At 61.3% G+C, this 26732-nt stretch carries 28 protein-coding genes; 13 read left to right on the plus strand and 15 right to left on the minus strand.

Features of this window, described 5'->3' with window-relative positions; all coding sequences use genetic code 11:
* Window positions 1-36: 36 nt before the first annotated feature.
* Window positions 37-915, minus strand: coding sequence for a DMT family transporter (locus tag LIS66_RS23210; protein WP_064364083.1), 879 nt, complete (start codon window positions 913-915; stop codon window positions 37-39).
* Window positions 916-1303: 388 nt separating this feature from the next.
* On the opposite strand from LIS66_RS23210, the gene LIS66_RS23215 reads away from it, so the two are divergent.
* Together LIS66_RS23215 and LIS66_RS23220 are read left to right on the plus strand one after the other, a co-directional pair.
* The gene (locus LIS66_RS23215) at window positions 1304-2188 is read left to right on the plus strand and encodes a neutral zinc metallopeptidase (RefSeq protein WP_042610540.1); all 885 of its coding nucleotides are present in this window, start codon (window positions 1304-1306) and stop codon (window positions 2186-2188) included.
* Window positions 2189-3142, plus strand: a complete 954-nt coding sequence (locus LIS66_RS23220) for an alpha/beta hydrolase (protein ID WP_227973114.1) — start codon at window positions 2189-2191, stop codon at window positions 3140-3142. It abuts the gene before it with no gap.
* A 116-nt stretch (window positions 3143-3258) separates the two neighbouring features.
* On the opposite strand, the gene LIS66_RS23225 is transcribed toward LIS66_RS23220, so the two are convergent.
* The 3 genes from LIS66_RS23225 to LIS66_RS23235 all read right to left on the minus strand — a co-directional run bounded on the left by LIS66_RS23225 (window position 3259) and on the right by LIS66_RS23235 (window position 5398).
* Window positions 3259-3852 carry an HAD family hydrolase gene (locus LIS66_RS23225; RefSeq protein WP_116657749.1) on the minus strand — a complete coding sequence of 198 codons (594 nt, stop codon included), beginning with the start codon at window positions 3850-3852 and terminating at the stop codon, window positions 3259-3261.
* The gene (tesB, locus tag LIS66_RS23230) at window positions 3849-4718 is read right to left on the minus strand and encodes an acyl-CoA thioesterase II (protein ID WP_042610543.1); all 870 of its coding nucleotides are present in this window, start codon (window positions 4716-4718) and stop codon (window positions 3849-3851) included. Before tesB ends, LIS66_RS23225 begins: the two co-directional genes overlap by 4 nt.
* 110 nt (window positions 4719-4828) lie before the next feature.
* Window positions 4829-5398 (minus strand): GNAT family N-acetyltransferase, encoded by a 570-nt coding sequence (locus LIS66_RS23235; protein WP_042610544.1) that lies wholly within the window; start codon window positions 5396-5398, stop codon window positions 4829-4831.
* Window positions 5399-5480: 82 nt separating this feature from the next.
* Here LIS66_RS23235 and LIS66_RS23240 point away from each other — a divergent pair, with 82 nt between their 5' ends.
* Both LIS66_RS23240 and LIS66_RS23245 read left to right on the plus strand, forming a co-directional pair.
* Window positions 5481-6401 carry a histone deacetylase gene (locus tag LIS66_RS23240; protein ID WP_227973115.1) on the plus strand — a complete coding sequence of 307 codons (921 nt, stop codon included), beginning with the start codon at window positions 5481-5483 and terminating at the stop codon, window positions 6399-6401.
* A gap of 185 nt (window positions 6402-6586) precedes the next feature.
* On the plus strand, window positions 6587-7828 hold the full coding sequence (locus LIS66_RS23245) for a TIGR03862 family flavoprotein (RefSeq protein ID WP_227973116.1): 1242 nt from the start codon (window positions 6587-6589) through the stop codon (window positions 7826-7828).
* A gap of 126 nt (window positions 7829-7954) precedes the next feature.
* Here LIS66_RS23245 and LIS66_RS23250 read toward each other — a convergent pair whose 3' ends face one another.
* Window positions 7955-9292, minus strand: coding sequence for a DEAD/DEAH box helicase (locus LIS66_RS23250; RefSeq protein ID WP_042610547.1), 1338 nt, complete (start codon window positions 9290-9292; stop codon window positions 7955-7957).
* A gap of 52 nt (window positions 9293-9344) precedes the next feature.
* Window positions 9345-10280 carry a drug/metabolite exporter YedA gene (gene yedA, locus LIS66_RS23255; protein WP_042610548.1) on the minus strand — a complete coding sequence of 312 codons (936 nt, stop codon included), beginning with the start codon at window positions 10278-10280 and terminating at the stop codon, window positions 9345-9347.
* Window positions 10281-10443: 163 nt separating this feature from the next.
* Here yedA and LIS66_RS23260 point away from each other — a divergent pair, with 163 nt between their 5' ends.
* Both LIS66_RS23260 and LIS66_RS23265 read left to right on the plus strand, forming a co-directional pair.
* Window positions 10444-10896 (plus strand): Lrp/AsnC family transcriptional regulator, encoded by a 453-nt coding sequence (locus LIS66_RS23260; RefSeq protein WP_227973117.1) that lies wholly within the window; start codon window positions 10444-10446, stop codon window positions 10894-10896.
* A gap of 255 nt (window positions 10897-11151) precedes the next feature.
* Window positions 11152-11757, plus strand: coding sequence for a hypothetical protein (locus LIS66_RS23265; protein ID WP_227973118.1), 606 nt, complete (start codon window positions 11152-11154; stop codon window positions 11755-11757).
* 116 nt (window positions 11758-11873) lie between these two features.
* On the opposite strand, the gene LIS66_RS23270 is transcribed toward LIS66_RS23265, so the two are convergent.
* The 3 genes from LIS66_RS23270 to LIS66_RS23280 all read right to left on the minus strand — a co-directional run bounded on the left by LIS66_RS23270 (window position 11874) and on the right by LIS66_RS23280 (window position 13964).
* Window positions 11874-12479, minus strand: a complete 606-nt coding sequence (locus LIS66_RS23270; RefSeq protein WP_042610549.1) for a PolC-type DNA polymerase III — start codon at window positions 12477-12479, stop codon at window positions 11874-11876.
* A gap of 35 nt (window positions 12480-12514) precedes the next feature.
* Window positions 12515-12994, minus strand: a complete 480-nt coding sequence (locus LIS66_RS23275; RefSeq protein WP_016773064.1) for an NYN domain-containing protein — start codon at window positions 12992-12994, stop codon at window positions 12515-12517.
* A 208-nt stretch (window positions 12995-13202) separates the two neighbouring features.
* A complete protein-coding gene (locus LIS66_RS23280) occupies window positions 13203-13964 on the minus strand; it encodes a DUF2076 domain-containing protein (protein WP_123420033.1) in 762 nt (253 codons plus the stop codon).
* A gap of 177 nt (window positions 13965-14141) precedes the next feature.
* Here LIS66_RS23280 and LIS66_RS23285 point away from each other — a divergent pair, with 177 nt between their 5' ends.
* The 3 genes from LIS66_RS23285 (at window position 14142) to LIS66_RS23295 (ending at window position 16944) form a co-directional block, all read left to right on the plus strand.
* Entirely contained in the window at window positions 14142-14816 is a 675-nt protein-coding gene (locus LIS66_RS23285; RefSeq protein ID WP_016773061.1) for a YciC family protein, read from the plus strand.
* 75 nt (window positions 14817-14891) lie between these two features.
* Entirely contained in the window at window positions 14892-15971 is a 1080-nt protein-coding gene (locus LIS66_RS23290; RefSeq protein WP_227973119.1) for an endonuclease/exonuclease/phosphatase family protein, read from the plus strand.
* Window positions 15972-16023: 52 nt separating this feature from the next.
* Complete coding sequence (locus tag LIS66_RS23295; protein ID WP_227973120.1) at window positions 16024-16944, plus strand: hypothetical protein; 921 nt, start codon at window positions 16024-16026, stop codon at window positions 16942-16944.
* 12 nt (window positions 16945-16956) lie between these two features.
* On the opposite strand, the gene LIS66_RS23300 is transcribed toward LIS66_RS23295, so the two are convergent.
* From LIS66_RS23300 to hrpB, 3 genes are all read right to left on the minus strand, one after another.
* Complete coding sequence (locus tag LIS66_RS23300) at window positions 16957-17382, minus strand: hypothetical protein (RefSeq protein WP_064364073.1); 426 nt, start codon at window positions 17380-17382, stop codon at window positions 16957-16959.
* Window positions 17383-17395: 13 nt separating this feature from the next.
* On the minus strand, window positions 17396-17968 hold the full coding sequence (locus tag LIS66_RS23305) for a hypothetical protein (protein ID WP_042610554.1): 573 nt from the start codon (window positions 17966-17968) through the stop codon (window positions 17396-17398).
* A 129-nt stretch (window positions 17969-18097) separates the two neighbouring features.
* Window positions 18098-20617 (minus strand): ATP-dependent helicase HrpB, encoded by a 2520-nt coding sequence (hrpB, locus tag LIS66_RS23310; RefSeq protein WP_227973121.1) that lies wholly within the window; start codon window positions 20615-20617, stop codon window positions 18098-18100.
* Between the two features lie 110 nt (window positions 20618-20727).
* Between hrpB and LIS66_RS23315 the strand changes: the two genes are divergently transcribed.
* Both LIS66_RS23315 and LIS66_RS23320 read left to right on the plus strand, forming a co-directional pair.
* Window positions 20728-21147, plus strand: coding sequence for a hypothetical protein (locus LIS66_RS23315; protein WP_042610556.1), 420 nt, complete (start codon window positions 20728-20730; stop codon window positions 21145-21147).
* A 13-nt stretch (window positions 21148-21160) separates the two neighbouring features.
* Window positions 21161-22057: a cation diffusion facilitator family transporter gene (locus LIS66_RS23320; RefSeq protein WP_227973122.1), complete on the plus strand. Its 897-nt coding sequence runs from the start codon at window positions 21161-21163 to the stop codon at window positions 22055-22057.
* On the opposite strand, the gene LIS66_RS23325 is transcribed toward LIS66_RS23320, so the two are convergent.
* On the minus strand, window positions 22051-22989 hold the full coding sequence (locus LIS66_RS23325; protein ID WP_227973123.1) for a DUF6515 family protein: 939 nt from the start codon (window positions 22987-22989) through the stop codon (window positions 22051-22053). The two genes, LIS66_RS23320 and LIS66_RS23325, sit on opposite strands and share 7 nt — an antisense overlap.
* Before the next feature lie 450 nt (window positions 22990-23439).
* Between LIS66_RS23325 and LIS66_RS23330 the strand changes: the two genes are divergently transcribed.
* Window positions 23440-23919 (plus strand): Lrp/AsnC family transcriptional regulator, encoded by a 480-nt coding sequence (locus tag LIS66_RS23330; protein ID WP_007909658.1) that lies wholly within the window; start codon window positions 23440-23442, stop codon window positions 23917-23919.
* A 248-nt stretch (window positions 23920-24167) separates the two neighbouring features.
* A complete protein-coding gene (locus LIS66_RS23335; RefSeq protein ID WP_042610560.1) occupies window positions 24168-24377 on the plus strand; it encodes a DUF2788 domain-containing protein in 210 nt (69 codons plus the stop codon).
* On the opposite strand, the gene LIS66_RS23340 is transcribed toward LIS66_RS23335, so the two are convergent.
* Both LIS66_RS23340 and amn read right to left on the minus strand, forming a co-directional pair.
* Window positions 24372-25007 carry a pseudouridine synthase gene (locus tag LIS66_RS23340; RefSeq protein ID WP_042610561.1) on the minus strand — a complete coding sequence of 212 codons (636 nt, stop codon included), beginning with the start codon at window positions 25005-25007 and terminating at the stop codon, window positions 24372-24374. The genes LIS66_RS23335 and LIS66_RS23340 overlap by 6 nt on opposite strands.
* A gap of 72 nt (window positions 25008-25079) precedes the next feature.
* Entirely contained in the window at window positions 25080-26579 is a 1500-nt protein-coding gene (gene amn, locus LIS66_RS23345; protein ID WP_161806087.1) for an AMP nucleosidase, read from the minus strand.
* Between the last annotated feature and the right edge of the window lie 153 nt (window positions 26580-26732).

Below are 26732 nucleotides of genomic sequence, written 5' to 3' on the forward strand. Positions count from 1 at the left end.
CGAGCAGGCTCACTCCTACAGGGGATTTGCGTTTCTTCAGCGCCGGCTCTGCTGCCACGCCGCCGCCAATCCGCTGCAGCAGATCACCGCAATACCAATCACCGTCAACCCGCTCGGCGTGTGACTGAACAGCAGCCAGCCCAACAACCCGGCAAAGACGATCTGGCAATAGCCGAACGGCGCCAGCAAGGCTGGTGCTGCGTGACGGAAGGCCTGGGTCAGAAACAGGTGAGCAGTCATCCCGCAGCTGCCCAGCGCCAGCATCAGCGCGGCGTGTGGCAGACTCGGCACTTGCCAGAAGAACGGCACCAGCGCGCTCATCACCAGGGTATTGCACAGCCCGGCGAAGAAGTTGCTGGTGGTCGGGCTGTCGACTTCGGCGAGCTTGCGCGTCAGCAGTTGGTAAAAGCAGAAAAACAGTGCCGAACAGAACGGCAGCAGGATCGCCGGGGTGAACAGTTCGCCACCCGGGTGGACGATGATCAGCACGCCGATGAAACCGCAGATCACCGCGATCCACTGCCCGCGCGTCACCCGTTCCTTGAGCAGCGGCACCGACAATGCGGTGACCAACACCGGTGCGAGAAAGTTGACCGCCGTGGCTTCCGCGAGCGGGATGTACAACAGCGCCGTGGTGAAAAACAGGCTGGTGCCGAGCAGACACAGGGCACGGGCGAGCTGCCATAACGGTTTTTTGGTGCGCAGCACACGCAAGCCGGATTGCGGCAGAAAAATCCCCGCCATCAACAGGGTGTGCACCACATAGCGCGCCCACACCACCATCACGATGGGATAGAACCCGGACAGGTATTTGGATAAGGCGTCGTGACTGGAAAACAGGAACGTCGCCACGACAATCAGCAGGATCCCCTTGAAGGGCTGGTTGACACCGGAGAGCGGGGTGCTGACGGTCATTGGCAATCTCTGAAAAAAATACCCAGGCGAGCGTTCGCGCTGGCGGCAATCGGTGTGGCAATCATAGTCGGCGCAGCTTTCAGCAACCGCACAGGTTGCCATCTTCTTCGCCGGGAAACCGCCGTTGAGCAAAACCGTGAGGCAAGATTCCCGCCACTTCGGCTCTCGGCAAGTCTGCAACATCACAGACTGCTGTCGAAACAGCCGGTTCATGACCTGGCCGGGATAAATTCTTCTCCGGATTGAATTCGCCGCCCGGCCGACCGTCAATAACAAGCCCGCACCACGTGGGCGCGTGTGAATGGACGGACGACCGGACTGGCGCCACACTCACACAGCGGCAACACTCATCACCTGACTCATCACCCGCAATAAAGAGGATTCCCACATGCTATGGAAAAAAGGCCGACGCAGTGACAACGTCGTCGACGCCCGGGGTGATGATGCCGGCGGTGGCGGTGGCATGCGCTTCGGTGGCGGCAAGGGCCTTAGCCTGACGGCCATCGTGCTGATCGTCGGCATCGGCTGGCTGACCGGCCAGGACCCGATGCAGATCCTCGGCCAGTTGACCGGACAGATGGACCAACCGGCACCCACCTCGCAAACCCGCCAGGCACCGCCGGCCAATGATGAACAGGCCGAATTCGTCCGCTCGATCCTCGGCGACACCGAAGACACCTGGGGTCCGATCTTCCAGCAGGCCGGACGCCAATACAAAGACCCGACACTGGTGCTGTTCAGCAATCGGGTGAATTCGGCGTGCGGCATGGCCACTTCTGCCACCGGCCCGTTCTATTGCCCGGCCGACCAGAAGGTCTATCTGGACATGGCCTTCTTCCAGGAAATGTCGCAGCGCTTCAAAGCCGCCGGCGACTTCGCTCAGGCTTACGTGATCGCGCACGAGGTCGGTCACCATGTGCAGACACTGCTAGGCGTGTCGGCGAAGATGCAGACGGCGCGTCAGCAAGGTCGGCAAATGGAAGGCGACGGCGGCCTGCTGGTCCGTCAGGAATTGCAGGCCGACTGCCTCGCGGGCGTCTGGGCGTATAACGCGCAGAAGCGCCTGAACTGGCTGGAACCCGGCGACATCGAAGAAGCCTTGAACGCCGCCAACGCCATCGGCGATGATCGCCTGCAGCAACAGGGTCAGGGCCGCGTGGTGCCGGACTCGTTTACCCACGGTACGTCGGCGCAAAGGGTGCGCTGGTTCAAAACCGGATTCGCGCAAGGCCAGGTAAGCCAGTGCGACACCTTCGCGGCGAAAACCCTGTAAATGCATAAATGGCTTGTGGCGTTACTGTTCATCGCCGGCACCGCGCAAGCGGCCGGCGTCGATGCGATCAGCCCCGGTCGCCTGCAACTCAAGGCCGGGGAAATGGCAGTGGGCATCGGCCCGGCGCCGGAGAAAATCGAGCGCGTACTGATCGTCATTCACGGTCGCTTGCGCAACGCCGAGACCTATCGCAAAAGCGCGCAAAGCGCCGCCGAACTCGCCGGGCAGACCGCACACACGCTGGTGATCGCCCCGCAATTTCTCAATGAAAGCGATGTCACTTTGTATTCCTTGCCGCCGACGGTGCTGCGCTGGCAAGGCAACGAGTGGATGGGCGGCGGCTTGTCCACCGGGCCGAATCCGCTGAGTTCCTATGCCGCGCTGGATGAAATCGTCGCGCGGGTCAGCGATCGCAAACAGTTTCCGGACGTGAAGCAGATCGTGATCTTCGGCCACTCCGGCGGTGGTCAGGTGGTGCAGCGCTACGCCTTGCTGGCCAAGGATCAGCCAGCGCTCAAGGCCAACGGCATTCGCTTGCGCTTTGTAGTCGCCAATCCTTCTTCTTATGCGTACTTCAACGAGCAGCGGCCGGTGGCGTTCGATCACGCGCAATGCCCGGGTTTCAATCGCTGGAAATATGGACTGGCGGACATGCCGGTGTATGCCGGCGGGCAAACGCCGTTGCAGGTCGAGAGCAGTTACGTCAAACGCGAGGTGATTTATCTGCTCGGCCAGCAGGATGTCGACCCGGAACATCCGGCGCTGGACAAGAGCTGCGCGGCCGAGGCGCAAGGGGCTTACCGCTTGATGCGCGGCAAGCTGTATTTCGGCTATCTGCTGCGCCGCCATCCTGAGGGGGTCAATCAGCGACTGATTGAAGTGCCCGGGGTCGGGCATGACGGGGATGGCATGCTGACTTCGGCGGAGGGGCAGAAGGCTTTGTTTGATCAGTAGGTTTTGTGCTGAATGTGCCGAAGCTATCGCGAGCAGGCTCACTCCTACAGGGGAACGCATTCCAAATTGTAGGAGTGAGCCTGCTCGCGATGAGGGCATCACTAACAGCAAATCTCTTAAGCCTGAAGCATCCGCCGCAACTCGACACAATCCCTTGCATGCCAATCGGTCAATTCCGGCCACGGGTTATCCGGCAGATTCACCAACACCGTCCGCGCTCCCGCCGCGCGACCGCAATCCAGATCGAAACGGTAATCGCCGACCATCACCATGTCACTCGCTGGCACCTGCCAGGCCTCGGCCAGTTTCAGCAAACCGCCGGGATGCGGCTTTGGCGGTGCTTCGTCGCGCCCCAACACATCCTCGACCGCGAAACAGTCAGCCAGACCGATCGCCTCCAGCGTCACGTGCGCCAGCTCCCGCGCATTGCGCGTGAGTATGCCGAGGCGATAACCCCGCGCATGCAGGTCACGCACCAGCTCCACCGCGCCGGTGGCCGGGGTCGAGCCCAGTGCCAGATCGCGTTCATGCTCGAGCAACCAGGCATGTTTGGCCGCTGCTTCATCCGCTGGCAAGGCGGCGAGATGGCTGAGGATGTCGTCCTCCGGCGGAATCGCCAGCGCCACGCGAATCGCCGCGAAATCATGCACGGCCACGGTCAGCGTGCCGTCCATGTCGAACACCCAATGGCGAACCTCCGTCAGGCTCATGCCCAGTCCTTGCGATGGCGGATCAGGCCTTCCTGAGTCACCGAAGCGACCAGTTGCCCGGCACGGTTGAACACGCTGCCACGGGAAAAACCGCGGGAATTGCCGGCCCATGGGCTGTCCATCGCGTAGAGCAACCAGTCATCGGCACGCAGGTCATTGTGGAACCACAGCGCGTGATCGAGGCTGGCGACCTGCATGTCTTTCTGCCAGACCGATTTGCCGTGGGGCAGCATCGAAGTGGTCAGCAGGCCGAAGTCCGAGGCGTAGGCCAGCAGGTATTTGTGCAGCGCCGGGATGTCGGCCAGAGCGCCGTCAGCGCGGAACCACACGTACTTCACCGGATCGGCCGGTTGCGGGTTGTACGGATCTTTTTCGGTGACCGGGCGTACTTCGATCGGTTTCGGGCACAGCAGTTTTTCGCGCATGTGCTCGGGGATCAGGTGCGCACGCTGCTGGGTCAGTTCCAGTTCCGACGGCAGGTTTTCCGGGCCGACCACCACGGGCATCTGGCCCTGATGCTCGAAGCCTTGCTCGTCGTACTGAAACGAAGCGCTGCACGTGAAGATCGGGTGGCCCTTCTGGATCGCCGTGACCCGGCGGGTGCTGAAGCTGCCGCCATCACGGACACGATCAACCGAATAGACCACCGGCAACTTGGCATCGCCCGGGCGCAGGAAATAACCGTGCAGCGAGTGCACGTGGCGCGCTTCTTCCACCGTCTGACTGGCCGCCGACAGCGACTGTCCGAGCACCTGACCGCCGAACAACTGGCGGAACCCCAGATCCTGGCTGCGGCCACGGAACAGATTTTCTTCGATCGGTTCCAGGGTCAGCAGATCGACCAGATCTTCCAGCACTTGGCTCATTCAGACTCTCCTCACACAACGCAATGGCCGCGCAGTCTTGGCTGCGACGGACGATTCAGGTTCTGGCACGGGCCAATACAATGGCGGCCATTGTAAACGTCCGGGTCGGCTTATTCATGCAAGGTTTGCAGCCATTGTTCGCGGCTGATGCGATACAGGACATGTCGGCGCAACGGGTGATCGGGCGCAAGCCTGGGGTGATCGAAATCGTCCTGCGGGTCGTGATGCATGCCGATCGCCTGCATGACCTTTTCCGACTGGGCATTCTGCTCGGCGGTAAACGAGACGATTTCCTCCAGTTTCAAGCGGTCGAAGCCGGCGCGCAGCGCGGTCCACGCCGCTTCACTGGCGTAGCCCAGGCCCCAATGCTCCTTGGCCAGACGCCAGCCGATCTCCACCGCCGGGGTGAACGGCGCATCGAAGCCGACCACGCCGAGCCCGGTGAAACCGATGAACTCGCCCGTGTCCTTGCGCTCCAGCGCCCACAGGCCAAAACCATGCTCGGCGAAATGCCCGCGCACGCGGCCGATCAGCGCGGCACTTTCCAGCCGGGTCAGTGGCGCCGGAAAGTAGCGCATTACCTGTGGATCGGCGCACATCGCGGCGAATGCCGGCAAATCCTCGTCCTGCCACTGACGCATCAACAAGCGCGCGCTTTGCAGCTCCAGTATCGGCTCCATCGTCCCCTCCATTTCCATGCCGTTGAGTCTACATCGCTGGTAGGATCGCTCACTTGTTCCCAGGTTCTGCGCGAAACAAGCCATGCCCTTGCCGTTGATCTATCACGAAGACTACAGCCCCGAGTTCCCGGCGGATCACCGCTTCCCCATGGACAAGTTTCGTCTGTTGCGCGATCACCTGGTCGATAGCGGCCTGACCCGCGACGCCGACCTGCTGCGCCCGCAGATCTGCCCCAACGACATCCTCGCCCTCGCCCATGACCGCAGCTATATCGAACGCTACATGAGCGGCGAGTTGTCCCGCGAAGACCAACGGCGCCTCGGCCTGCCGTGGAACGAAGCGCTGGCGCGGCGCACCGTGCGTGCGGTGGGCGGTTCGATCCTCGCGGCAGAGAAAGCCCTTGAGCATGGCCTGGCCTGTCATCTGGCCGGCGGCACCCATCATGCCCATTACGATTACCCGGCTGGCTTCTGCATCTTCAATGACCTGGCAATCATCAGTCAGTACCTGTTGCAGAGCGGCCGGGTCAATCGCGTGCTGATCTTCGACTGCGATGTGCATCAGGGCGACGGCACCGCGCGGATTCTGCACGACACGCCGGAGGCGATTACCGTTTCCCTGCACTGCGAGAAGAATTTTCCCGCACGCAAGGCCGACAGCGACTGGGACATTCCGCTGCCCAAGGGCATGGGCGATGCCGATTATCTGCAGGTGGTCGATGACACACTCAACTACCTGCTGCCGCTGTATCAACCGGATCTGGTGCTCTACGACGCCGGCGTCGATGTGCACAAGGACGATGCCCTCGGTTATCTGCAACTGACCGACGAAGGCGTTGCCGAGCGCGATGAACGGGTGATGCGGCATTGCCTGGGCCGGGACATCCCGGTGGTCGGTGTGATCGGCGGTGGCTACAGCAAGGACCGCCACGCCCTCGCCCGCCGCCACGGCATCCTCCATCACAGCGCGCAACGGGTCTGGGATTCACACGGCTGTCACTGAAACAGGCTGCGTGACCCACAATCGTTGTGGAACTGCCTGTGGATAACCCGTAGCAGCTGCCGAAGGCTGCGATCTTTTGATCTTGCTGCAAAATCCACAGCAAAGATCGCGGCCTGCGGCAGCTCCTACAGAGGGCTCGGCTGTTAGAATGCGCGCCTTGTCCCGCCATACCGCAGCGCACGCCCATGACCCAGAATTCCGTCCCCGCCAACACTCACGTCGCCATCATCGGCGGTGGCCCCGCCGGCCTGATGGCCGCCGAAGTGCTGAGCCAGGCCGGAGTCCGCGTCGATCTTTATGACGGCATGCCCTCGGTGGGGCGCAAATTCCTGCTGGCCGGGGTCGGCGGCATGAACATCACCCACTCCGAAGCCTACCCGGCGTTCCTCGCGCGCTACGCCGAGCGCGCGCCGCAAATCGCCCCGCTGCTGCGCGCATTCGATGCTGATGCGCTGTGCCGGTGGATTCACGAGCTGGGCATCGAAACCTTCATCGGCAGTTCCGGCCGCGTATTCCCCACCGACATGAAAGCCGCGCCGCTGTTGCGCGCCTGGCTCAAACGCCTGCGCGACAGCGGCGTGGTTATCCACACCCGCCATCGCTGGCTCGGCTGGGACGCCGACGGCGCGCTGCGCATCGCCAGCCCGGAAGGTGAATTCAGCGTAAACCCCGACGCCACCCTGCTCGCCCTCGGCGGCGGCAGCTGGTCGCGCCTGGGCTCGGATGGCGCGTGGATGTTGCCGCTGGAGCAACGGGGCGTGGATCTGGCGCCGCTGCAGCCGAGCAACTGTGGCTTCGAGGTCCAGGCCTGGAGCGATCTGATGGTGAGCAAATTCGCCGGCGCGCCGCTGAAAAACATCGCCATCGGCTTGAACGACGATATCCCGCGTCTAGGCGAATGCGTGATCACCGCGACCGGGATTGAAGGCAGCCTGATCTACTCCCTGTCGGCGCCGATTCGCGAGGCAATCAATCGCTACGGCGCGGCGGTTATTCACATCGACCTGCTGCCCGGCCGCCCTGTGGATAAATTGCAGGCGGCGCTGAGCAAACCCCGCGGCTCGCGCTCAATGGCCAAGCATCTGCACAGTCAGGTCGGGGTTGATGGGGTAAAAGCCGCGTTGTTGCGCGAGCTGACCGATGCCGAGACATTCGCCGATCCGGCGCTGTTGGCGCGAGCGATCAAGGCATTGCCACTGACCCTGGTGAAAACCCGGCCGCTGGACGAGGCGATCAGCAGCGCCGGTGGCGTCAGGTTCGAAGCGATGGATGAGCGTTTGATGCTCAAGGCGGCGCCGGGCGTGTTTTGTGCGGGCGAGATGCTCGACTGGGAAGCGCCAACCGGTGGCTATTTGCTGACCGGGTGTTTTGCCAGCGGACGGGCGGCGGGTTTTGGGATGTTGGAGTGGTTACGGCGGGGGAACTGAGTCGCCCCTGCCCCTCACCCCAGCCCTCTCCCCGAGGAGAGGGAGCCGACCGAGGTGAAGCATCCCCCAATCAGTCCCCTCTCCCTTTGGGAGAGGGTTAGGGTGAGGGGCTTTTGATTTTTGATCTCAAGGCTTGCGCTTGCGCGGCCCGGTATTGAACACCGGCACTTTGCGCACTGGCTTGATCGATGGCTCCGGTGCCGAGGTCTCACCGCTGTCGACCCACTTGCCCAGATTGCGCTTGCCGCCACCGCCCGACACTTTCGGCTTCTTCGGTTTTTTCGGCTTCTTGATCACCTGACCGCTGGCATCGGTATCCGGCACGCGGTGCTCGGGTTCGAAATCCGGTTCGTTCTGGCGCTTCAGAGTCTGGCGCGTGAGCATTTCGATCGCCGAGAGCATGTTCACTTCATCGGCACACACCAGCGAGATCGCCTCACCGGTGGCACCCGCGCGGCCAGTGCGGCCGATGCGGTGAATGTAGTCCTCGGCGACGATCGGCAGATCGAAGTTGACCACCAGCGGCAGATCTTCGATGTCCAGGCCCCGGGCGGCCACGTCGGTCGCCACCAGAATCTGCACTTCACTGAGTTTGAAACGGTCCAGTGCGCGCTGGCGGGTAGCCTGCGGTTTGTCGCCATGGATGCCGTCAGCATTCACACCCAGGCCTTGAAGTTTTTCCACCAGCGCATCGACGCCGTTACGGGTCTTGGCGAACACCAGCACCTGCTTCCACTTGTTCTTGCGCATCAAGTGCACGAACAGCTCGGCCTTGCGCTTCTTGTCCACTGTCACGATCCACTGCTTGACCGTGTTGGCGGCGACATTGCGCGGACTGACTTCGACGCTCAGCGGATCGTTGAGCATCTGTCCGGCGAGCAGGCGGATGTCATCGGAGAAGGTTGCGGAAAACAGCAGGGTCTGGCGCTTTTTCGGCAGCATGCGGTAGATATTCGCCAGTTCTTCGGAGAAGCCCAGATCGAGCATGCGATCGGCTTCATCCAGCACCAGCGTTTGCAACTGATCCAGTTTCAGCGCGTTCTGACGGAACAGGTCGATCAAGCGACCCGGCGTGGCCACCAGCACATCGACGCCGCCGCGCAGCTTCATCATCTGTGGGTTGATGCTGACACCACCGTACACCGCATAAGTGCGCAGAGGCAGGTTTTCCGCGTATTGGCGCACGGCTTCGTGGACCTGTTCGGCCAGCTCGCGGGTCGGCACCAGAATCAGCGCACGCGCCGAGTTGGCGTTGACTTTCGGCCCTTGCATGGCCAGCAACTGCAGCAGCGGCAAGGCGAAACCGGCAGTTTTGCCGGTGCCGGTCTGGGCCGCTGCCATCAGGTCGCGACCGGCCAGCACCGCAGGAATGGCTTGCGCCTGCACCGGCGTCGGGGTCTGGTAGCCGAGCGTCTCGAGGGAGCGCAGCAAGGGTTCGATCAGGCCAAGGGAGGCGAAAGTCATGGGAATACCGTAGGAAAAAATCACGCGGGGATGCAATGCCGCGCAGTTTACCCTAATTCGTACGCGCTTCCGTCGGAACGGCTTTCGCCTCTTCCACCGGTGGCTGCGCCGGCCGGCGCCACTGCGGCAGGCTGATCAGCAGCACCGCGCTGATGATCACCAGCATCGCCAACGCCTCTTCGATGCCGATGGTCTCGCCGACAAACACCACGCCGAGCAACACCGCCACTGCCGGGTTGACGTAGGCATAACTGGTCGCTGCCGCTGGGCGCACGTGTTTGAGCAGATACATATAGGAATTGAAGGCGATGATCGAGCCGAAGAAAATCAGATAGGCCAGCGCCAGCCAACCCTCGAGCGGCGGCATCGCTTCCAGGTGCTCGCCGCTCAGCGCGCTGCCGATCAGCAAGACCACGCCGCCAATCAGCATTTCCACAGCACTGGCCATCGCCCCTGCGGGGAGCGGCAGATGCTTGCTCCACACCGAACCGAACGCCCAGCTCGCTGCCGCGAAGATCAGCAACACCGCGCCGAGCGGACTCGATTGCAGGTTGGAACCCATGTTGAGCATGGCGATGCCAATGATCCCCAGCGCCACACCGGCCCATTCCAGCCGCGTATTACGCGCGCCCCAGAAATAGCCGAACAGCAAGGTGAACAGTGGCACCGTCGCCACCGCCAGCGCGGCGACACCCGAGGCCACACCGGTGTGCTCGGCGACGCTGACCGCGCCGTTACCGAAACTGAGCAGCAGAATGCCGACCAGCCCCGCCGCTTTCCACTGCGCCCAGCTCGGCGCCGGAGCCCCGCGCCAGCGCAGCCACGCGTACATCAAGCTGCCGGCAATGACGAAACGCACCCCGGCCAGCAACAGCGGCGGCCAGTATTCGACACCGATGCGGATCACCAGATAAGTCGACCCCCAAATCACATACAACGCAAAAAACGCAGCGATCAACGGCAGGGAAAAACGGCGCAAGGCAGGCATGGGCAGCTCGACAGTCAGATTTCTGTGGACTGTTTATTCTAGAAAGGCTGCCACGCAAAAATAAGTTACAAAACCTGTTTATCGCGCCGGTACACTTTTGAAATCACGGAGATCGCCGGGTTAAGCCGCGATTTCGAAAGTCTGGCCATTTCAGGAGTTCGCCTTGGACAAATACGACCGCATGCTGCTCGGCGCACTTCTGGAAAACGGCCGCGCGTCCTACGCTGATCTGGCGCGCAAGGTTAACCTCTCAGCCCCCGCCGTCGCCGAACGCGTGGCCAAACTGGAAGCGGCCGGAGTGATCACCGGTTATCAAGCAAAAATCGATATGGCGAAAATCGGCCTGCCGATCCAGTGCGTGATCGAACTGCGCCTGAACCAGCACGGCAACCAGAAGGCCTACGATGAACTGATCAAAATCCCGCAGATAACCGAATGCCATCGGGTCACCGGCGCCCCGTGCGTGATCATGCAAGCGGCGGTGGCCTCGATGCCGGAGCTGGAAGAGTTGATCGATCGGGTGGCGAAGTTCGGGTTCAGCAAGACGTCGATTGTGCTTTCAAGCGCAGTCGAAAAGCGTGTGCCGTTGGGGCACATCGAAGGCAACGGTAAATAATCAGGCACACCGAAAAGATGAATGTGGGAGCGAGCCTGCTCGCGAAGGCGGTGCATCAATCAATACAAAGCTGACTGACACACCGCCATAGCGCCGATAAAACCAGCCGCACTAAATGCTCATGAAAACCAAGCGAGGGCGAGACAGGCCAGCTATAAACCTGGCTTCATTGCGCGCACTTTAAAACTTGAGGCCAGACAGCGTAAAAAACTGGAACACGCTATTCAAGCAGCGGTTGCCAAAGACACGCAGCAGTTGGCTCAAGAAATAGCGGAGTGGGAAAACGAGCATCAGGATTGGAAAATAGATCACGAACTCGCGCTAGGAATTCTCGCTGGCAATGGCCAATCAAAAATTGATGCAGTTCTGCGCGTGAATCCGTTCACGGATATTTCCCACTTGGGCACGTCAATTAATTTCTCGGTCGCAGATAACGGCATTCTCGAATGCACACTCTCGGTACACGGGACCAAAGTGATCCCTCAAGACATCAAGTCGCTGCTACAGAGTGGAAAACTGTCGGTGAAAAAAATGCCGATCAGTAAATTTAATGAGCTGTTACAGGACTACGTATCCAGCTGCGTTCTGCGTGTGGGTCAAGAACTGCTAAATATTCTTCCCGAACACCTCGTCATTGTTACGGCCGTTGACTTACTCCTCAACTCCGCGACCGGCCACTTAGAGGATCAGCCCATCCTCAGCGTCGCTATTTCTCGCGAGACACTGTCCAAGCTCAACATGCAAAGCATCGACCCATCAGACTCGATGAAGAACTTTGTACACGCTATGAACTTCAAGAAAACGACAGGCTTCATGCCGGTAAGCAAGATCAATAGCCAGCAATTCAACAGTCTGGCCTAAAGCAAAAATCGCAGCCTTCGGCAGCTCCTAGAAGACATTTGATGTTTCAAAGTACACATCGTCTTATCCCATAATGGTTAAGGTGGTGTGTACAGCACGCTGCAGTGGGCCAGGGATCAGCGATAACGCTGCAAATGCTCGCCGACTTTTGCGGCAGGGACTTTCTGCAACTTGCACAGCAGGTCGTGATTCAACTCGCGCACCCCATGCTTGCCCCGCAACTCATCCGCCAGATGCGCCATCAGGTTCGCCGCCATCTCCGCATCGGCCATGGCCCGGTGAGCCTGGCCGGTGTGCGGCAGGCGCGCGAACGTGGTGAGCGTGCCGAGCTTGTGATTCGGCGCCGCCGGCATCAGCCGCCGCGCCAACAGCAGTGAACAGGCGAAATTCTGCAGGCGTGTGCGCTTGATCCGGCCCAGTTCGAAATCCCAGAACTTCTGGTCGAACGAGGCATTGTGCGCCAGCAGCGGCGTGCAACCGACGAATTCGTTGACCTCTTCCATCACCCGTTCGGCGGGCGGCGCGGTGCGCAGCATGGCGTTGCTGATGCCGGTCAGTTGCTCGATGAACGCGGGGACGCGCACGCCGGCGTTCATCAGGCTCTGGTAACGCTCGACAATGCGGCCGTTTTCCAGCATGACCACGGCAATTTCCGTAGCGCGGCAGCTGCTGTTCGGCGACAGGCCGGTGGTTTCAAAGTCGATGACTGCAATGCGTTCCAAACCGGGGTGTACTCCGTTCAAATCAATGGTTCAGCTCAGTTCTTCAACAGCAGCGCGCCTTCGATCGGCACGTAGCGGCTGGCGGCGCGGATCAGCGAGTTGGCGGTCAGGCCAGGGACGCCGTAGGCCACCGCTTGCACGCCGTGTTTGTTGATGATGCGTTCGAGCAGCATGTCGAAATCGCCGTCACCGGAGGCCAGCACCACTTCGTCGACATGGTCGGCGGCGTCCATGATGTCCAGCGTGATACCTACGTCCCAGTCGCCCTTGGCCGAGCCGTCGCTGCGCTGGATGTAGGGCTTGAGCTTCACGGTGAAGCCGAGGTTGCGCAGGATCTGCTGGAACTGCTGCTGCTTGCTGTCGCCTCGGTCAATCGCGTAGGCGTAGGCCTCGACGATTTGCCCGTTCTTGCTGATGTCCGCCCACAGTGCGGCGTAGTTGAAGTGGCAACCATAGGCCTGACGCACGGTGTAGTAGAGGTTCTGCACATCGGCGAACACTGCGATTTTTTTCACCGGAGTTCCTGTGAGCGCGCAAGCGCACGAAGCGGGGTCAGGCGTTCAGGCCCGAAAAAGGCGCCCAGTATGCCAGTAAATAGCAGTGTGGCGAGGGAGCTTGCTCGCGCTGGATTGCGCAGCAGGCCCCTCTTTTCAAAGGAAAGGGCCGCCAGGCGCCCCGGCGGGAGCACGCTCCCTCGCCACCCGGGTCGATGCTGACCGTTGGTCAGACGAAGGAGTCGTCGTCATCGAAGAACGATGAATTGTCATCGCTGTAATCGGCGTCGCTGAAACCGTTCTGGTCATTGCCGGAAAAGCCATTGTCCGCCACGCGCTGATCATCGCCCCAGCCACTGTTGCTCTGGTCGGCGACCTGCGCCGGTTCTTCCTTGATGATCTCGACGATTTCTTCCGGTTGCTGGTTGTGATGGAACAGGCTGCTGATGCCCTGCGCCAGCATTACACCGCCGGCCACGCCCGCGGCGGTTTTCAGCGCGCCGCCGAGGAAGCTGTTGGCCGCCGGCGGGGCTGCCTGCTGCCCATAGCTGGGCGGCGCGTTGGCGAAGTTCTGTTGTGGAGCCGGCGCCTGGTAGCTCTGCTGCGGCGCCGGTTCGCGCCAGCCGCCGTTGGACGACGGTGCTGCGCTCTGGCTCGGCGCCGGACGCGAACTGCCGCCGCCAAAGATACTCGACAGAAACCCACCGCCGCCGCTCGCTGCCGGAGCGCCGCTCTGCGCCTTGGCCGATTGCAACTCGGCCTGCAGACGCTGGACCTGCTGGGTCAGCTGTTTGTTCTGCTCGTCGAGGCTTTTCAGCGCGGCCTCTTGCACCAGAATCGCCTGGGTCATGAAATAGCCTGCCGCCGGTTGGCGTGTCAGGTGTTCCTTGATCCGCGCCTCGGCCTGGGCGTCGCGCGGGGCTGCCTCCGTTTCGGCCTGTTGCAGCCGGGAAAACAGTCCATCGATCAGGGTTTGCTCTTCGCTGTTCATGGCGACCTCGTAGATTGCCGGTAATAACGTGCCCACGCCCACTCCGGGTGTGGTGCTCTCCTGTAATGGAGACAGTGACAAAACGTTTCAATGGCCTTTACCGAATGTTTACGTTTGTGTCGGCCCGCGTTGCATCGGTTAAAGTGAGCCACTGTTTTCGACCTGCGATACCGACTGATGAATGCCCTCGAAGTACTGCGCGACTCTTTGTATTTTTTCAAACGCCATCTGGGCAGCATCGTGCAGTTGTGCCTGCCGCTGGTGATTGTCGAAGCCTTCCTGCAGCAGGCGGTCGATCACGCCACCGGGCCGGACACCTTTGCCGGGGTCAGCATCATCGTCGGCCTCCTGGTATATCCGCTGTACACCGCCGCGCTGATTCTGTTTCTCGATGCACGCAGCCGTGGCGAGTCGCCGCGCAACCGCGACCTGCTGGCGATGGCTGCAACCCTGTGGCCGCGCTTCGCCGTGCTGACCGCACTCAACACCCTGCTGATTCTGCTCGGCCTGTCGCTGTACTTCCTGCCGGGCCTGATGCTGATGGTCATGCTCGCGTTCGCCGAATACCTGCTGGTGCTGCGTGGCCTCGGGCCGTTGCAGGCGATGAAGGAAAGTCTGCGTCTGACCCGCGGGCATTTCTGGCGCATCCTGCTGTGCATTCTCTGTGTGATGACGCCGCTGTGGCTGCTCAAGGGCGCGACGCTGGCGGTCTACCCCGAGCCGCAGAATCCGCTGATCGCCGGGCTGATCGACAGCGCCCACAGCTTCCTGCAACTGTTCACCAGCGTCGTGCTGTTCCGCCTGTTCATGCTGATCAGCGAATTGCCTGACAAACGTAACGGAGCAGTCTGACCGCGCCGCGCTTGGGCTTCGCCGCTGCCGTCAGGTATGCTCGGAGCCACTTTCTGTAACGCTATAAGCCGAGCCATGACCCGTCTGCTGCGCTACACCCTGTTGCTCGTCATCATCGCCGTCGTCCTGTTCGGCGTGCTGCTGTTCAGCCTGACCTGGCGCCCGGACGCCCGCGAAACCCTGCCGGTCAATTGCAGCACCACGGCGCCGACGCTGGTGCCCGGGCAAGCGTTGAAAGTCATGACCTGGAACGTGCAATTCCTCGCCGGCAAGCGCTACGTGTTCTGGAATGATCTGGCGCAGGGCGACGACGACGCGCCGACGCTGGAAGACATGGCCTTCAGTCTCGACGAAGTGGCGCGGGTGATTCGCGACGAACAACCCGATGTGGTGCTGTTGCAGGAACTCGACGACGGTGCCAAGGCCAGCGATTACCAGAATCAGCTCAGGCTGTTGCAGGAACGCGTCGCCGACCTGTATCCGTGCAGTGCCAGCGCCTTCGACTGGAAAGCCGATTTCGTCCCCGAGCCCCATATCTATGGCAGCGTCGGCCGCCAGTTGGCGACGTTGAGTCGTTATCGCATCGAACACGCCGAGCGCCTGCAACTGCCGGTCGCCCCGAGCAACTTCATCAGCCGTCAGTTCCAGCCCAAAGACGCCTTGCTGGCAGTCAAACTGCCGCTCAGCGATGGCGGACAACTGACCGTGTTCAACACCCATTTGCAGCGCGCCAGCCAGCCGGACGGCAACTTGCAGGCGCAGGTGGCCGCCGTAGCCAAAGTGCTCGACAAATACGAAAGCCAAGGCCTGCCCTGGCTGATCGGTGGTGATTTCAATCTGTTGCCGCTGGGCCAGTACCGGCGCCTGCCCGTCGAGCGCCGCACGCCCTACTCCGCCGACAGCGAACTGCACTTGCTGTGGGACAAGTACCCGATGATCCCGACCAACAACGAAGCCGGCGGCATCGACCGGGCCAGATGGCTCACCCATTACCCCAACGACCCCGGCCTCAACGGCCCGGATCGCACGGTCGATTATCTGTTCTACAGCCCCAGACTCAAGCGCGTGGAAGCGCAAGTACGGCAGGACGATACCCTGCGCATCTCCGACCACTTACCCGTGATTGCGCGATTCCTGCTGCCAGCGGCGCCCTAGCTCAATCGGTAATCCACGGCCCGACCGCGCCGAATTCAAGACATGGAAAAGCATGAAGATTTTATTGGTATGCAAGGACATCGGTGGCTACGCACGCAAACTCGCGGAGCACTTGAGTATCGCCGACCAGGTTTGCTTCATCGACACTGCTGCGCTGGCGAAACCCTTCGACCGCGCACCGAAGATCTTGCGGCGCCCGCTCAACCGCTGGGCGCAGTTGCGCCAGTTCAGCAAGGCCGTGGCGGCTGGGGGGCGCTTCGACGTTGCCCTGATCATCAACCCGGCGCAAATCGATCCGAAGCAACTGACGACAGGCTTGAACGCAAGCGAGCGCAAGATTGCGTATCTATACGACAGTTTCAGTCGCTGGCCCATGAGCCGTGAGGCGCTGGCCGTGTACGACGAGGTGTTTTCGTTCGACCCGGAGAATGCCGAGCAATACGGTCTGAAAAAACTGCACAATTTTATTTACGACGACTATGTCGCCGATGGCGATCCCGGCGAATATTCAGCTTTTGTGGTGATGGCGGGGAAAGATCGAGTGCCCGCGCTGGAAGGTCTGGCCAAAGCATTCGATCAATTGGGGGTGACCGATTACAAATTCCTGGTGCAGTGCAAACCGATTCCCGGTGCGCATCCGGGAATCACCTTTTTCGAGCAGCGTATGTCACTCGAATCGGTTGGCGAACTGGTGAAGCGTTCGCGGATCATTCTCGACATTTCCAAGCCCGGGCAGGCCGGTTTGAGCTTCCGCTTTTTCGAAGCCATGGCCGCGCGCAAGAAAGTCATTACCACCAACAGGCACGTGCTGGATTACGACTTCTATAACCCGGCGAACATACTGGTGATCGACGAAGCCGACCCGGTCATTCCGGCTTCGTTCGTCTCTGCCCCATACGCCGACATCCCCGCGCCGATCTATCGCAAATACACTTTGCAGGGCTGGACCGAGACTGTGTTCGCATCGAGATAGTCTGCGGTCGGCTCAGAACCCCGGCGGAACATAGCCCGGAACGTAGCGGACGTTAGCGCACTTGCCGTGCAGTATTCGCCCGTCTTCGATCAGGAACTGGGCGATCTTCTTCTGCTGATTGATCTTCGCCTGCAACTTGCAGGTAGAACTATGACCGACCTGTTGGTAGTGCTCGGTGTACACCATGCCATTGCCGGTATGGTTCATTGAAGTACCGGCCGCTTCGGTGGTGGTCCAGCTCGCGGACTTGTACCAGGTCAGCACAGCCAAAGGTTCGCCGTTCGCGCCGATTTCCTTTTTCATCGAATCGGGAGTGCCGAACAGGTCCAGTGCTTCCTGAAGATCGCGGCCTTCCCAGCGGTTCTGCGCAATGGTGGAACAGCCGCTCAACAGCAACCCCGCCAACAGGGTTGCCAACCATAAACGTGTGTAAGTCATTTGACGCCCCGGCTTATTTCTTGAGTTCGAGCAGACTGTCGATGTTGTCCATCATCTGGCTCTTTTGCTGAATCGGCGCGAGCTTGAAGAACATCTGCTGCAGCATTTCGATCATCTGCAGGTATTCCATCTTGCCCACGGCGGCCATGTCGTTTTTCGCGCGACTGCCCGGCGCGCAGGCAAACTTCAGCGCCTGCTGGACCCAGAACTCTTTCGGGGTCTGCCATTGGTTGGCAACTTTCAGATGACGCATGGTGTAAGCGAGACGCTCGATGGACTGGCCATTGATAAACCGAACCTTGCCGGTAGAGCACTGGGCTTCGAGGTTGTAGACGTCGATCATCGGTTTGCCGGGCTCTTCATAAACCAGGGTCACCGCGACCATGGTCGCGCCTTTGGTTTTCTGCGAAGGCACCACCGACGTCGCGTCCGCTACGTACATGATGTTTTTTTGGGGCACGCCGTTGCCGTAGATAATCCACCAGTCGCCAATCGGATTGGGCTCCTCGGCCATGGCCGAACTGGAGGCGGCCAATAGCGCAGCCGACAAGAAGATCAACTTCTTGAACTTGAAGAAAGAGGTCATGGGCAGTTCCGTTCCTTGGGCACAAGTTGCAGGCAGCAACACTTGTTATTGTTCAGGCCGCGATTTTGGGAGCCTGAACTAACGAGGGCAATTAGCACGGATGGGCTAATGGCGCGCTGCCATTGCAGGTCAGGTGCCCCGTGGTTTTGCCCGTGCGGTGGCTTCGGCGACCAAGGGATCATCCGGCCAATAGTGCTTCGGATAACGTCCCTTCAGATCCTTCTTCACCTCGGCATAGGTGCTGCGCCAGAAGTTGGCCAGATCCTGAGTGACCTGCACCGGGCGCCGCGCTGGCGAGAGCAGATGCAGCTTGACCACTTGCCGGCCGCCGGCAATCCGTGGCGTATCAGCCAAGCCGAACAGCTCTTGCAGACGTACTGCGAGAATCGGTGGATGTTCGCTGTAATCCAGTCGAATCGATGAGCCCGACGGCACGCTCAAATGATGCGGTGCCAGTTCGTCGAGCTTGTGTGGCAGCGGCCACGGCAGCAGGTTGCGCACGATGCTCGACAGATCGAGGTTGGCGAAATGGCTGAGCCGCGAGACCTTGCCCAGATACGGCATCAACCAGTCTTCCAGCGAATCGAGCAGCGCCGCATCGCTGACATCCGGCCACTGGCTGTCGTCCTGAGTGCTCAGATCGAGCTGGCGCAACAGCGCCACCCGCGCCTGCCACTGGCGCAGTTCCGGCGTCCACGGCAGCAACTCCAGCCCCTTGCGCCGGACCAGATTGACCAGGGCCTGACTGCGTGCGTTTTCATCAAGACCGGTCAACGGTTCACGGCTGAGAATCAGCTCGCCGACCTTGCGCTGACGCTCGGCGCGCAGCACGCCTTCGCGCTCATCCCAATCCAGTTGATCGACACTGCGCACTTGTTCGGCGAGCACCGAATCGAACAGTGCCGGATCGAAATCCGCCGCCAGATAAATGCGTTCTTCGCGCTGGCCCTGACGGCTTCCGAGGTCGGCGATGACGATCCACTCATGCTTCATCAGGCTGTCGGCCTCGGCGAACAGCGCAGCGCGACCGTTGGCCAAACGGTATTCGGCACCACCGGCGCGCCGTTGCTGAGCGACGCGATCCGGGTAGGCCAACGCCAGCAGTGCGCCGAGCCAGCGCGGATGCTCGGGCTCGTTTACCGGTTCGCTCGGCTTGCCACGCAGGTAGCCGCGATACTGCCGGGCCAGTTGCCGGGCGCGTTGCACCCCGCCCTGCGCACCTCGACCGGCGCGCTCTTCGCCGGAAAGCAGGACCAATCGGCTGTGCAAATCCGCACCTGCGCCGCGCAGGATATCGCGCTCGCCGAGCAGTGCCGCCACATCGCAGGCCATCGCCGCCAGGCCCAGCGCCTGACCGCGCAACAACAAGTGCGCAATGCGTGGATGCGCCGGCAGTTCGGCCATCGCCTGACCGTGGGCCGTCAGCGTGTCGCCGTGCAAGGCGCCAAGACGTTGCAGCAAGTCCTGCGCCTGGGCATACGCGGCGGCAGGCGGCACGTCGAGCCAGACCAGTTCGCTCGGCGTGACGCCCCAGCGCCCCAGTTGCAAAGCGAGGCTGGCCAGATCCGCCGAGAGAATTTCCGCGCTGCCATAAGCCGCGAGTTGTTCATGCTGATCCTGCGACCACAGGCGATAACACACGCCCGGCTCCAAACGCCCGGCGCGGCCGGCACGCTGGGTGGCGCTGGCCTTGGAGATTCGTTGCGTGTCGAGACGGGTCATGCCGCTGCCCGGGTCGAAACGCGGCACCCGCGCCAGCCCGGCATCGATGACCACGCGCACGCCGTTGATGGTCAGGCTGGTCTCGGCGATGTTGGTCGCCAGCACCACTTTGCGCTGACCGGACGGCGCCGGATCGATCGCCGCGCGTTGCGCATTGAGGTCGAGTTCGCCGTGCAGCGGGCACAGCAAGACGTCTTTGCGCTCGCCAATGGCGTCGGCCAATTGCTGATGCACGCGACGGATCTCTGCTTGCCCGGGCAGGAACACCAACAGGCTGCCGGTCTCGTCGTGCAGCGCCTCAAGCACGGTTTGCGTGACGCGCTGATCGATGTATTCACCCGGCTGAAACGGCCGGCCCCAGCGCATCGTCACCGGGAACATGCGCCCTTCGCTGCGCAGAATCGGCGCGTCATCAAGCAAGCCGGAAAGGCGCTCGCCTTCGAGAGTGGCCGACATCAGCAGAATCTTCAGCGGCTGTTCAGCGCGAAACAGCTCGCGACCGTTCAGACTGAGGGCCAGCGCCAGATCGGCGTCGAGACTGCGTTCATGAAATTCGTCGAAGATCAGCAGGCCCACGCCGTCCAGCGCCGGGTCGTCCTGCAAGCGCCGGGTGAGGATGCCTTCAGTGACTACCTCGATACGCGTCTTCGGGCCGACCTTGCTGTCGAGGCGGATGCGATAACCGACGGTTTCACCGACCTGTTCGCCAAGCTCGCTGGCCAAACGCTCCGCCGCCGCCCGCGCAGCCAGACGTCGAGGTTCGAGCATGACGATGGTCTGCCCGGCCAGCCAGGCTTCATTGAGCAAGGCCAAGGGCACGCGGGTGGTTTTACCGGCGCCGGGCGGTGCTTCGAGCATGGCTTCGTGGCGAGACGCGAGGGCTTCACGCAGGGCGGGTAAAACATCGTCGATCGGCAAAGAAATCATGCTGGCTCCCAAACAGAGCCGCGAGTATAACGACGAACTGTCTGACGTTCGTCAGGGTCTTAACTTCACAAGACGAAGCTTCGTTATTTGATGACTCAGGAGACATTTCCATGCGCTTACCCTCTCGCCTGATTGGCGGTGTTCTGGTTGCCACCCTGCTCACGCAACTGTCGGCGTGCGGTTCGATCTTCTACCCGGACCGCCGTGGCCAGATCGACGGCAAGATCGACCCGGCGATTGCCGTGCTCGATGCCGTCGGCCTGCTGTTCTACATCATTCCCGGGCTGATCGCGTTTGCCGTCGACTTCGCCACCGGGGCGATCTATTTCGAACCGGGCCACACCGCGCAGATCGATCCGGCCAAGCTCAAGCAAGCCATCGGCCCGGACGGGCAGGTCGACAATCACAAGTTGCAGGCGATTCTTGAGAGCGAACTGGGTAAAGACTTTCCTCTCGACGACCCGCGTCTGATTCAGCACAAGGGCAGCACTCAGCAACTGGCGATGTTCGGCCTGCAACCGGCCGCCTGAAAAAGGACGTTCAATGACCTCCAGCCCCGAACACGCCCGTCTACTGCGGCTGGCGACCCGCGCTTCGGTGGCGGTCGCCTGCACGTTGATCGTCGCCAAGGCCATTGCCTGGTGGCTCAGCGGATCGGTGAGCATGCTTGCCGGCCTCACCGACTCGGCGCTGGATGGCGTCACCTCGATGCTCAATCTGCTGGCGGTGCATTACGCGCAGCGCCCGGCGGATGACGATCACCGTTATGGGCACGGCAAAGCCGAGTCGCTGGCCGGGATGGCGCAGGCGTTGTTCATCGGTGGCAGTGCGGTGTTGATCGCGTTCCAGGCTTACCAGCGCTTGCAGACGCCGGAGCCGCTTGGCGCTCCATGGCTGAGCATCGGTGTGATCGTGTTTTCGCTGCTGCTGACGGCGGCGCTGCTGATGTTGCAGCATCGGGTGATCAAGCAGACCGGCTCCAACGCCGTACGCGCCGACTCGCTGCATTACCGTTCGGACCTGCTGCTCAACGGCAGCATCCTGATCGCGCTGGTGCTGGCCGGAATGGGTTTCGCGCAACTGGATGCGTGGTTCGGCCTGGGGATCGCTGCGTATATTTTCTGGAGCGCGATCCAGATTGCCCGCGAGAGTTTTTCGGTGTTGATGGACGAAGAACTGCCGACCGATGTCAGCCAGCACATGCTCGAACTGGCCTGCAGCGTGCCGGGCGTGCTCGGCGCACATGACCTGCGCACGCGGATTTCCGGCAATCACTGGTTCGTACAATTGCATCTGGAACTGCCGGGCGAACTGACCCTGTCAGCCGCCCATGGCATCAGCGATCAAGCGGCGGCGGCGATTCACAAGGTTTATCCGAAGGCCGAAGTGCTGGTGCACGCCGACCCACAGGAAGTGGTGCTCGCCGCCCGCACTCAATAATTGACTTGGTAACCGCGACTGCTCAGGCAGTTCCCCTGCGCCTGGCGATAAGCCTGAACCACCTCGGGCGCGGGTTGATAAGTCGCGGTGCGCGGGTCGAAACCGCTTTGCTGCACGGCGTACTGATAGCACTGATAACCGTCCTGCTGCACTTGCTGCGGCGACTGGCCGTTGGCCGGGTAGGCTTCGACGTCATAGCCTTGGGATTGCGGTTGCAGCTGTTGCTGCAGCGGCGGCTCGACCACCACGTAATCCTGCGTCGCCTCTTGATAGGCGTAATAGGACCCGGCAGCGAGGAACAACAGCGAACCACCGATCCACACCTCACGGGCGTAATCCGGCAAATACTGGATGCGGATCCCGCGCGGTGGCTGCACGACGATGTAGCGTGGGCCTTGCGGGCGGTACCAGTAGCCGCCGGAATAGAAGTAATCCTGACCGCGATACGGCACGCGGTAATCGCGATCCGGGAAGCGGTCGATTACATGACCCGGTCGATACTGCGGGCCGGGGCCCCAGCCATTGCCATGACCGTTCGGACGACCCGGCCAGCGGTTGTCATCGGGACGCGGCCGCGTCTGCCATTGCTGATTGTGATAACCGTTCTGCGGGCGTTCGTCGCGGTAGTAACCCTGACGCGGCTCCTGCGTCTGGCGCACGGCGTCGGGCCGCGGCTGGATCGGCAAGTTGTTGCCCGGTTGCCGAGGCGGTTGCGGACGATCATCGGCACGGTTGCGGTTGTGCCATTGCCCGTCATTGTTGGGCGGCTGGCCGTTGTGTTCGAACTGACGGCTGTTGTCGCCACGGATGATCCCGTCGTTCTGCGGCACGTTGCCCGGCCCGCGATTCTGCGGCTCATCCGCCAGCGCTTGCGCACCGACACCCACACACAGCAAACCAACACCGGCCAGACGCCAGATGCGCGAATTCATGCTTTTCCTCACTGCGGGAGCCTGTCGTTGGGAGGGCCTGTTGCTGAGACTCGAAACTGGCCTACCGGGTTCTGCAACAGGTTATCAGTCGCGGGACTTATTTATTGAGGCGCGCACATGAAATCGCAGGCAAGAAAAAAGGGAGACCCGTCGGCCTCCCTTCTAGAGAACTTCGTCCTGGCTCGACGCTTTTGACGTCGGCTCACCTCACGCCGTCTTCTGGACAGTGTGCAGCTCGGGGGCCGGCACATCCCCGGTGGGGGTGGCGGCCGCGGCGGGCCTGATTGGGCGGGCCGCGTGGACTGTGTTACCGAGCAGTGATTCTGGTGATAAGAATAGGCCTGAGGCCGCGACAGATGATTGCGAAAATTGCTCAATTAAACACTGCTTGCGCAATTTTTAACCCTGGATAGATAATCCGCCGCAATAGTTACGACCAAGGACAGATTGATGAGCAAACTCGACCGGTACGACCTGAGTATTTTGGCGGAATTGCAGCGTGACGCCCGTATCTCCAACCAGGAACTGGCCGAGCGCATCGGTCTGTCGCCCTCGCCCTGCTCGCGCCGGGTCAAGCAACTGGAGGACGACGGCTATATCTCCCGTCAGGTGGCGTTGCTCGATCGCAAGATGCTCGGCTTGAGCCTGACGGCGTATGTGCTGATCGGCATGGACCGGCATACGCCGGAACGCTTCGAGAATTTCGAAGCGGCAATCCGCACATTGCCGCAGGTGCTGGAGTGCAGTCTGGTGACCGGGGTGGATGCCGATTACCAGTTGAAAGTGGTGGTGCCGGATATGGATCACTATCAGAAGTTGCTGCTGGGGCATCTGACCCGGATTGAAGGAGTCACCAGCGTGCGCTCGAGTTTTGTGCTGAACCAGGTTTTGAACAGCACTGAATTGCCGTTGACTCATTTGCGTAGCTGATCAAAAGCCCTCACCCCAGCCCTATCCCGGAGGGAGAGGGCGCCGACCGAGAGATGCTCTAGAAGTACACCGACCTGAATATTTCAGGTCGATGTAAGACGCCAGACACCTCGGTCAGTCCCCTCTCCCTCCGGGAGAGGGTTAGGGTGAGGGTCAGTCGTCAGATCAGACCCAGATCAATGCCACCCCACACACCTTGACGTATACTCGCCGCGCCCTTTTAGCCGCGCCCATGCCGGAGAAACCCAATGGATCCAGCCGTATTTGAAGAGTGGATGATGACCGGTCTGGTCAGCATCCTGATCATTTTCATGGGTTTCATCGTCTGGGATCTGGCAAAGAAGTCCAAGGCCGGGCGCTTTGGCTCGTTGATTCTGTTTTTCGTGCTGGGGCTGGGCGTGGCCGCGTTCATCATCAAGAGCGTGGTGATCGGCCTGATCGAATCCGGCGCTTTATAAGCGCGCCGGTACTTCCTTCCACTGGCCCTGATCGAGCCCCTCGATCGTCCAGTCACCAATCCTGACCCGCACCAGACGCAACGTCGGCAACCCGACCGCCGCGGTCATGCGCCGCACCTGACGGTTGCGTCCTTCGCGAATCACCAGTTCCAGCCAGCTCGTCGGCACGCTTTTGCGAAAGCGCACCGGCGGATTGCGCGGCCACAATTCAGGCTCGTCCAATTGCCGCGCTTCGGCCGGCAAAGTCATGCCGTCATTCAGTTCAACGCCATCACGCAGGCGCTGCAACTGCTCGGCCGTCGGCTCGCCTTCCACCTGCACCCAATAGGTCTTCGCCAGTTTGTGTTTCGGATCGGCGATGCGCGCTTGCAACTGGCCGTCGTTGGTAAGCAGCAATAAACCTTCGCTGTCGCGATCCAGACGTCCGGCCGGATAAATCCCCGGCACATCGATGTAATCCTTGAGCGTCGCCCGCCCTTCACCGTCGCTGAACTGCGTCAGCACGTCGAAAGGTTTGTTGAACAGGATCAGTTTCGGCTCCGCCGGCGGTGCTTTTGCGACACGGCGTGGCGAGGACGATTGCGGTTTCACACCGGGACGGCGCGAAGGTGGACGTGGAGGACGGGACATGGCGAACAGGACATCTAACGATCAGGGCTGTTAATGCTAGTGCCCTGACCGCCAAATGACCACGACTAACCGTTAGCGGAACGGCGGTTCGTCGAAGCTGCGCAGTTTGCGCGAGTGCAGCGAGTTGAGTTCAGTGCGCAGCAGATCCACCGCTTCGATACCGATCTTCAAATGCTGGCTGACCGCACGCTCATAGAAGGCGTTGGCCGAGCCCGGCAATTTGATTTCGCTGTGCAGCGGTTTGTCCGAGACGCAGAGCAGCGTGCCGTACGGCACTCGCAGGCGATAACCTTGCGCTGCGATCGTGCCGCTTTCCATGTCCACTGCAACCGCGCGGGACAGGTTGATCAACGGCCGCTCCTGCGCCCAGCGCAGTTCCCAGTTACGGTCGTCATAGGTCAGAACCGTGCCGGTGCGCAGGCGTTTCTTCAGGTCGTCGCCCTTCTCGCCGGTAACATTCGCTGCTGCCTGTTGCAGAGCAAGCTGCACTTCGGCCAGGGCCGGGATCGGAATGTTCGGCGGCACCACGCGGTCGAGAATGCCGTCGCGACGCATATAAGCGTGGGCCAGCACGTAGTCGCCGATGGTCTGCGACTGACGCAGGCCGCCGCAGTGGCCGATCATCAGCCAGCAATGCGGACGCAGCACGGCGAGGTGGTCGGTGATGTTCTTGGCGTTGGACGGGCCGACGCCGATGTTCACCAGCGTGACGCCATGGCCGTCGTTGGCGATCAGGTGGTAGGCCGGCATCTGGTAACGGTGCCAGACCACACCGGCGGCGATGGCTGACGCTTCGCCGTGATCCATGCTCTTCTCGATGATCACGTTGCCCGGCAGGACCATGCGCACGAACCGCGGGTCATTGCGCAGTTGCTCCAGGCCATGAACGATGAACTGGTCGACGTAGCGGTGATAGTTGGTCAGCAGAATCCACGGCTGCACATGGCGCCAGTCACTGCCGGTGTAATGCACCAGACGGCGCAGCGAGAAGTCGACCCGCGCGGCATCGAACAGCGCCAGCGGCAGCGGATCGGTGTTTTCCCAGTCGTAGAGACCGTCGGCAATGCCATCAGTGGCAGCGGACAGATCGGTACTCGGGAACACCCGCGCCAGCACGGCGGCGGTGACGCCGGAACCGGCGAGTTCATCGCCCTGCTCGACCACGTACGGATAGGGAATGTTCTGCTGGCTGACGCCGACTTCGACGGTCACGGTGAAGTCGTGCATCAACGGCGTCAGTTGTTCGAGCAGGTATTTGCGAAACGCCGCCGGGTGGGTGACGGTGACGCTGTAAGTGCCCGGCAACTGCACTTTGGCGTAAGCGCGGGTGGTCTGCGGCACTTCGCCCTGGCAGTGGTAGGTCAGACGCAGTTCGGGATAGCGAAACAGGGCACGCTGTTCGGCGTCGGGTTCGACGCGGTCCTTGAGGTAACGCTTGAGCGCTGAATTCAGCGCGGTGGTGGCCCGCTCATGCAGCTCGGCCAGACGATCCACGGCTTGTTCGGCGGTTTGAACGACAATAAACGCTTCGGTCACGATCAGCTTCCTGTGTTCTGACTTGCAGAGCTTCATCTTGCCTGCATCGTGGTCGCACGGGAACAGTGGCATGTTGGCAACCGCACATTATGTCGGTCACATACGATCCCTGTAGGAGTGAGCCTGCTCGCGATAGCGGTCTACCGGTCGACATTTGCATCGACTGATGCACCGCTATCGCGAGCAGGC

The sequence above is a fragment of the Pseudomonas sp. HN2 genome (assembly GCF_020736465.1).
Lineage (GTDB): Bacteria > Pseudomonadota > Gammaproteobacteria > Pseudomonadales > Pseudomonadaceae > Aquipseudomonas > Aquipseudomonas moraviensis_A.

What these genes read in the sequence shown, in the direction of transcription:
- LIS66_RS23210 (WP_064364083.1), bottom strand. Translation starts at nt 915, where the DNA reads ATGACCGTCAGCACCCCGCTCTCCGGTGTCAACCAGCCCTTCAAGGGG.
- LIS66_RS23215 (WP_042610540.1), top strand. Translation starts at nt 1,304, where the DNA reads ATGCTATGGAAAAAAGGCCGACGCAGTGACAACGTCGTCGACGCCCGG.
- LIS66_RS23220 (WP_227973114.1), top strand. Translation starts at nt 2,189, where the DNA reads ATGCATAAATGGCTTGTGGCGTTACTGTTCATCGCCGGCACCGCGCAA.
- LIS66_RS23225 (WP_116657749.1), bottom strand. Translation starts at nt 3,852, where the DNA reads ATGAGCCTGACGGAGGTTCGCCATTGGGTGTTCGACATGGACGGCACG.
- tesB (WP_042610543.1), bottom strand. Translation starts at nt 4,718, where the DNA reads ATGAGCCAAGTGCTGGAAGATCTGGTCGATCTGCTGACCCTGGAACCG.
- LIS66_RS23235 (WP_042610544.1), bottom strand. Translation starts at nt 5,398, where the DNA reads ATGGAGCCGATACTGGAGCTGCAAAGCGCGCGCTTGTTGATGCGTCAG.
- LIS66_RS23240 (WP_227973115.1), top strand. Translation starts at nt 5,481, where the DNA reads ATGCCCTTGCCGTTGATCTATCACGAAGACTACAGCCCCGAGTTCCCG.
- LIS66_RS23245 (WP_227973116.1), top strand. Translation starts at nt 6,587, where the DNA reads ATGACCCAGAATTCCGTCCCCGCCAACACTCACGTCGCCATCATCGGC.
- LIS66_RS23250 (WP_042610547.1), bottom strand. Translation starts at nt 9,292, where the DNA reads ATGACTTTCGCCTCCCTTGGCCTGATCGAACCCTTGCTGCGCTCCCTC.
- yedA (WP_042610548.1), bottom strand. Translation starts at nt 10,280, where the DNA reads ATGCCTGCCTTGCGCCGTTTTTCCCTGCCGTTGATCGCTGCGTTTTTT.
- LIS66_RS23280 (WP_123420033.1), bottom strand. Translation starts at nt 13,964, where the DNA reads ATGAACAGCGAAGAGCAAACCCTGATCGATGGACTGTTTTCCCGGCTG.
- LIS66_RS23285 (WP_016773061.1), top strand. Translation starts at nt 14,142, where the DNA reads ATGAATGCCCTCGAAGTACTGCGCGACTCTTTGTATTTTTTCAAACGC.
- LIS66_RS23290 (WP_227973119.1), top strand. Translation starts at nt 14,892, where the DNA reads ATGACCCGTCTGCTGCGCTACACCCTGTTGCTCGTCATCATCGCCGTC.
- LIS66_RS23295 (WP_227973120.1), top strand. Translation starts at nt 16,024, where the DNA reads ATGAAGATTTTATTGGTATGCAAGGACATCGGTGGCTACGCACGCAAA.
- LIS66_RS23300 (WP_064364073.1), bottom strand. Translation starts at nt 17,382, where the DNA reads ATGACTTACACACGTTTATGGTTGGCAACCCTGTTGGCGGGGTTGCTG.
- LIS66_RS23305 (WP_042610554.1), bottom strand. Translation starts at nt 17,968, where the DNA reads ATGACCTCTTTCTTCAAGTTCAAGAAGTTGATCTTCTTGTCGGCTGCG.
- hrpB (WP_227973121.1), bottom strand. Translation starts at nt 20,617, where the DNA reads ATGATTTCTTTGCCGATCGACGATGTTTTACCCGCCCTGCGTGAAGCC.
- LIS66_RS23315 (WP_042610556.1), top strand. Translation starts at nt 20,728, where the DNA reads ATGCGCTTACCCTCTCGCCTGATTGGCGGTGTTCTGGTTGCCACCCTG.
- LIS66_RS23320 (WP_227973122.1), top strand. Translation starts at nt 21,161, where the DNA reads ATGACCTCCAGCCCCGAACACGCCCGTCTACTGCGGCTGGCGACCCGC.
- LIS66_RS23325 (WP_227973123.1), bottom strand. Translation starts at nt 22,989, where the DNA reads ATGAATTCGCGCATCTGGCGTCTGGCCGGTGTTGGTTTGCTGTGTGTG.
- LIS66_RS23330 (WP_007909658.1), top strand. Translation starts at nt 23,440, where the DNA reads ATGAGCAAACTCGACCGGTACGACCTGAGTATTTTGGCGGAATTGCAG.
- LIS66_RS23335 (WP_042610560.1), top strand. Translation starts at nt 24,168, where the DNA reads ATGGATCCAGCCGTATTTGAAGAGTGGATGATGACCGGTCTGGTCAGC.
- LIS66_RS23340 (WP_042610561.1), bottom strand. Translation starts at nt 25,007, where the DNA reads ATGTCCCGTCCTCCACGTCCACCTTCGCGCCGTCCCGGTGTGAAACCG.
- amn (WP_161806087.1), bottom strand. Translation starts at nt 26,579, where the DNA reads ATGAAGCTCTGCAAGTCAGAACACAGGAAGCTGATCGTGACCGAAGCG.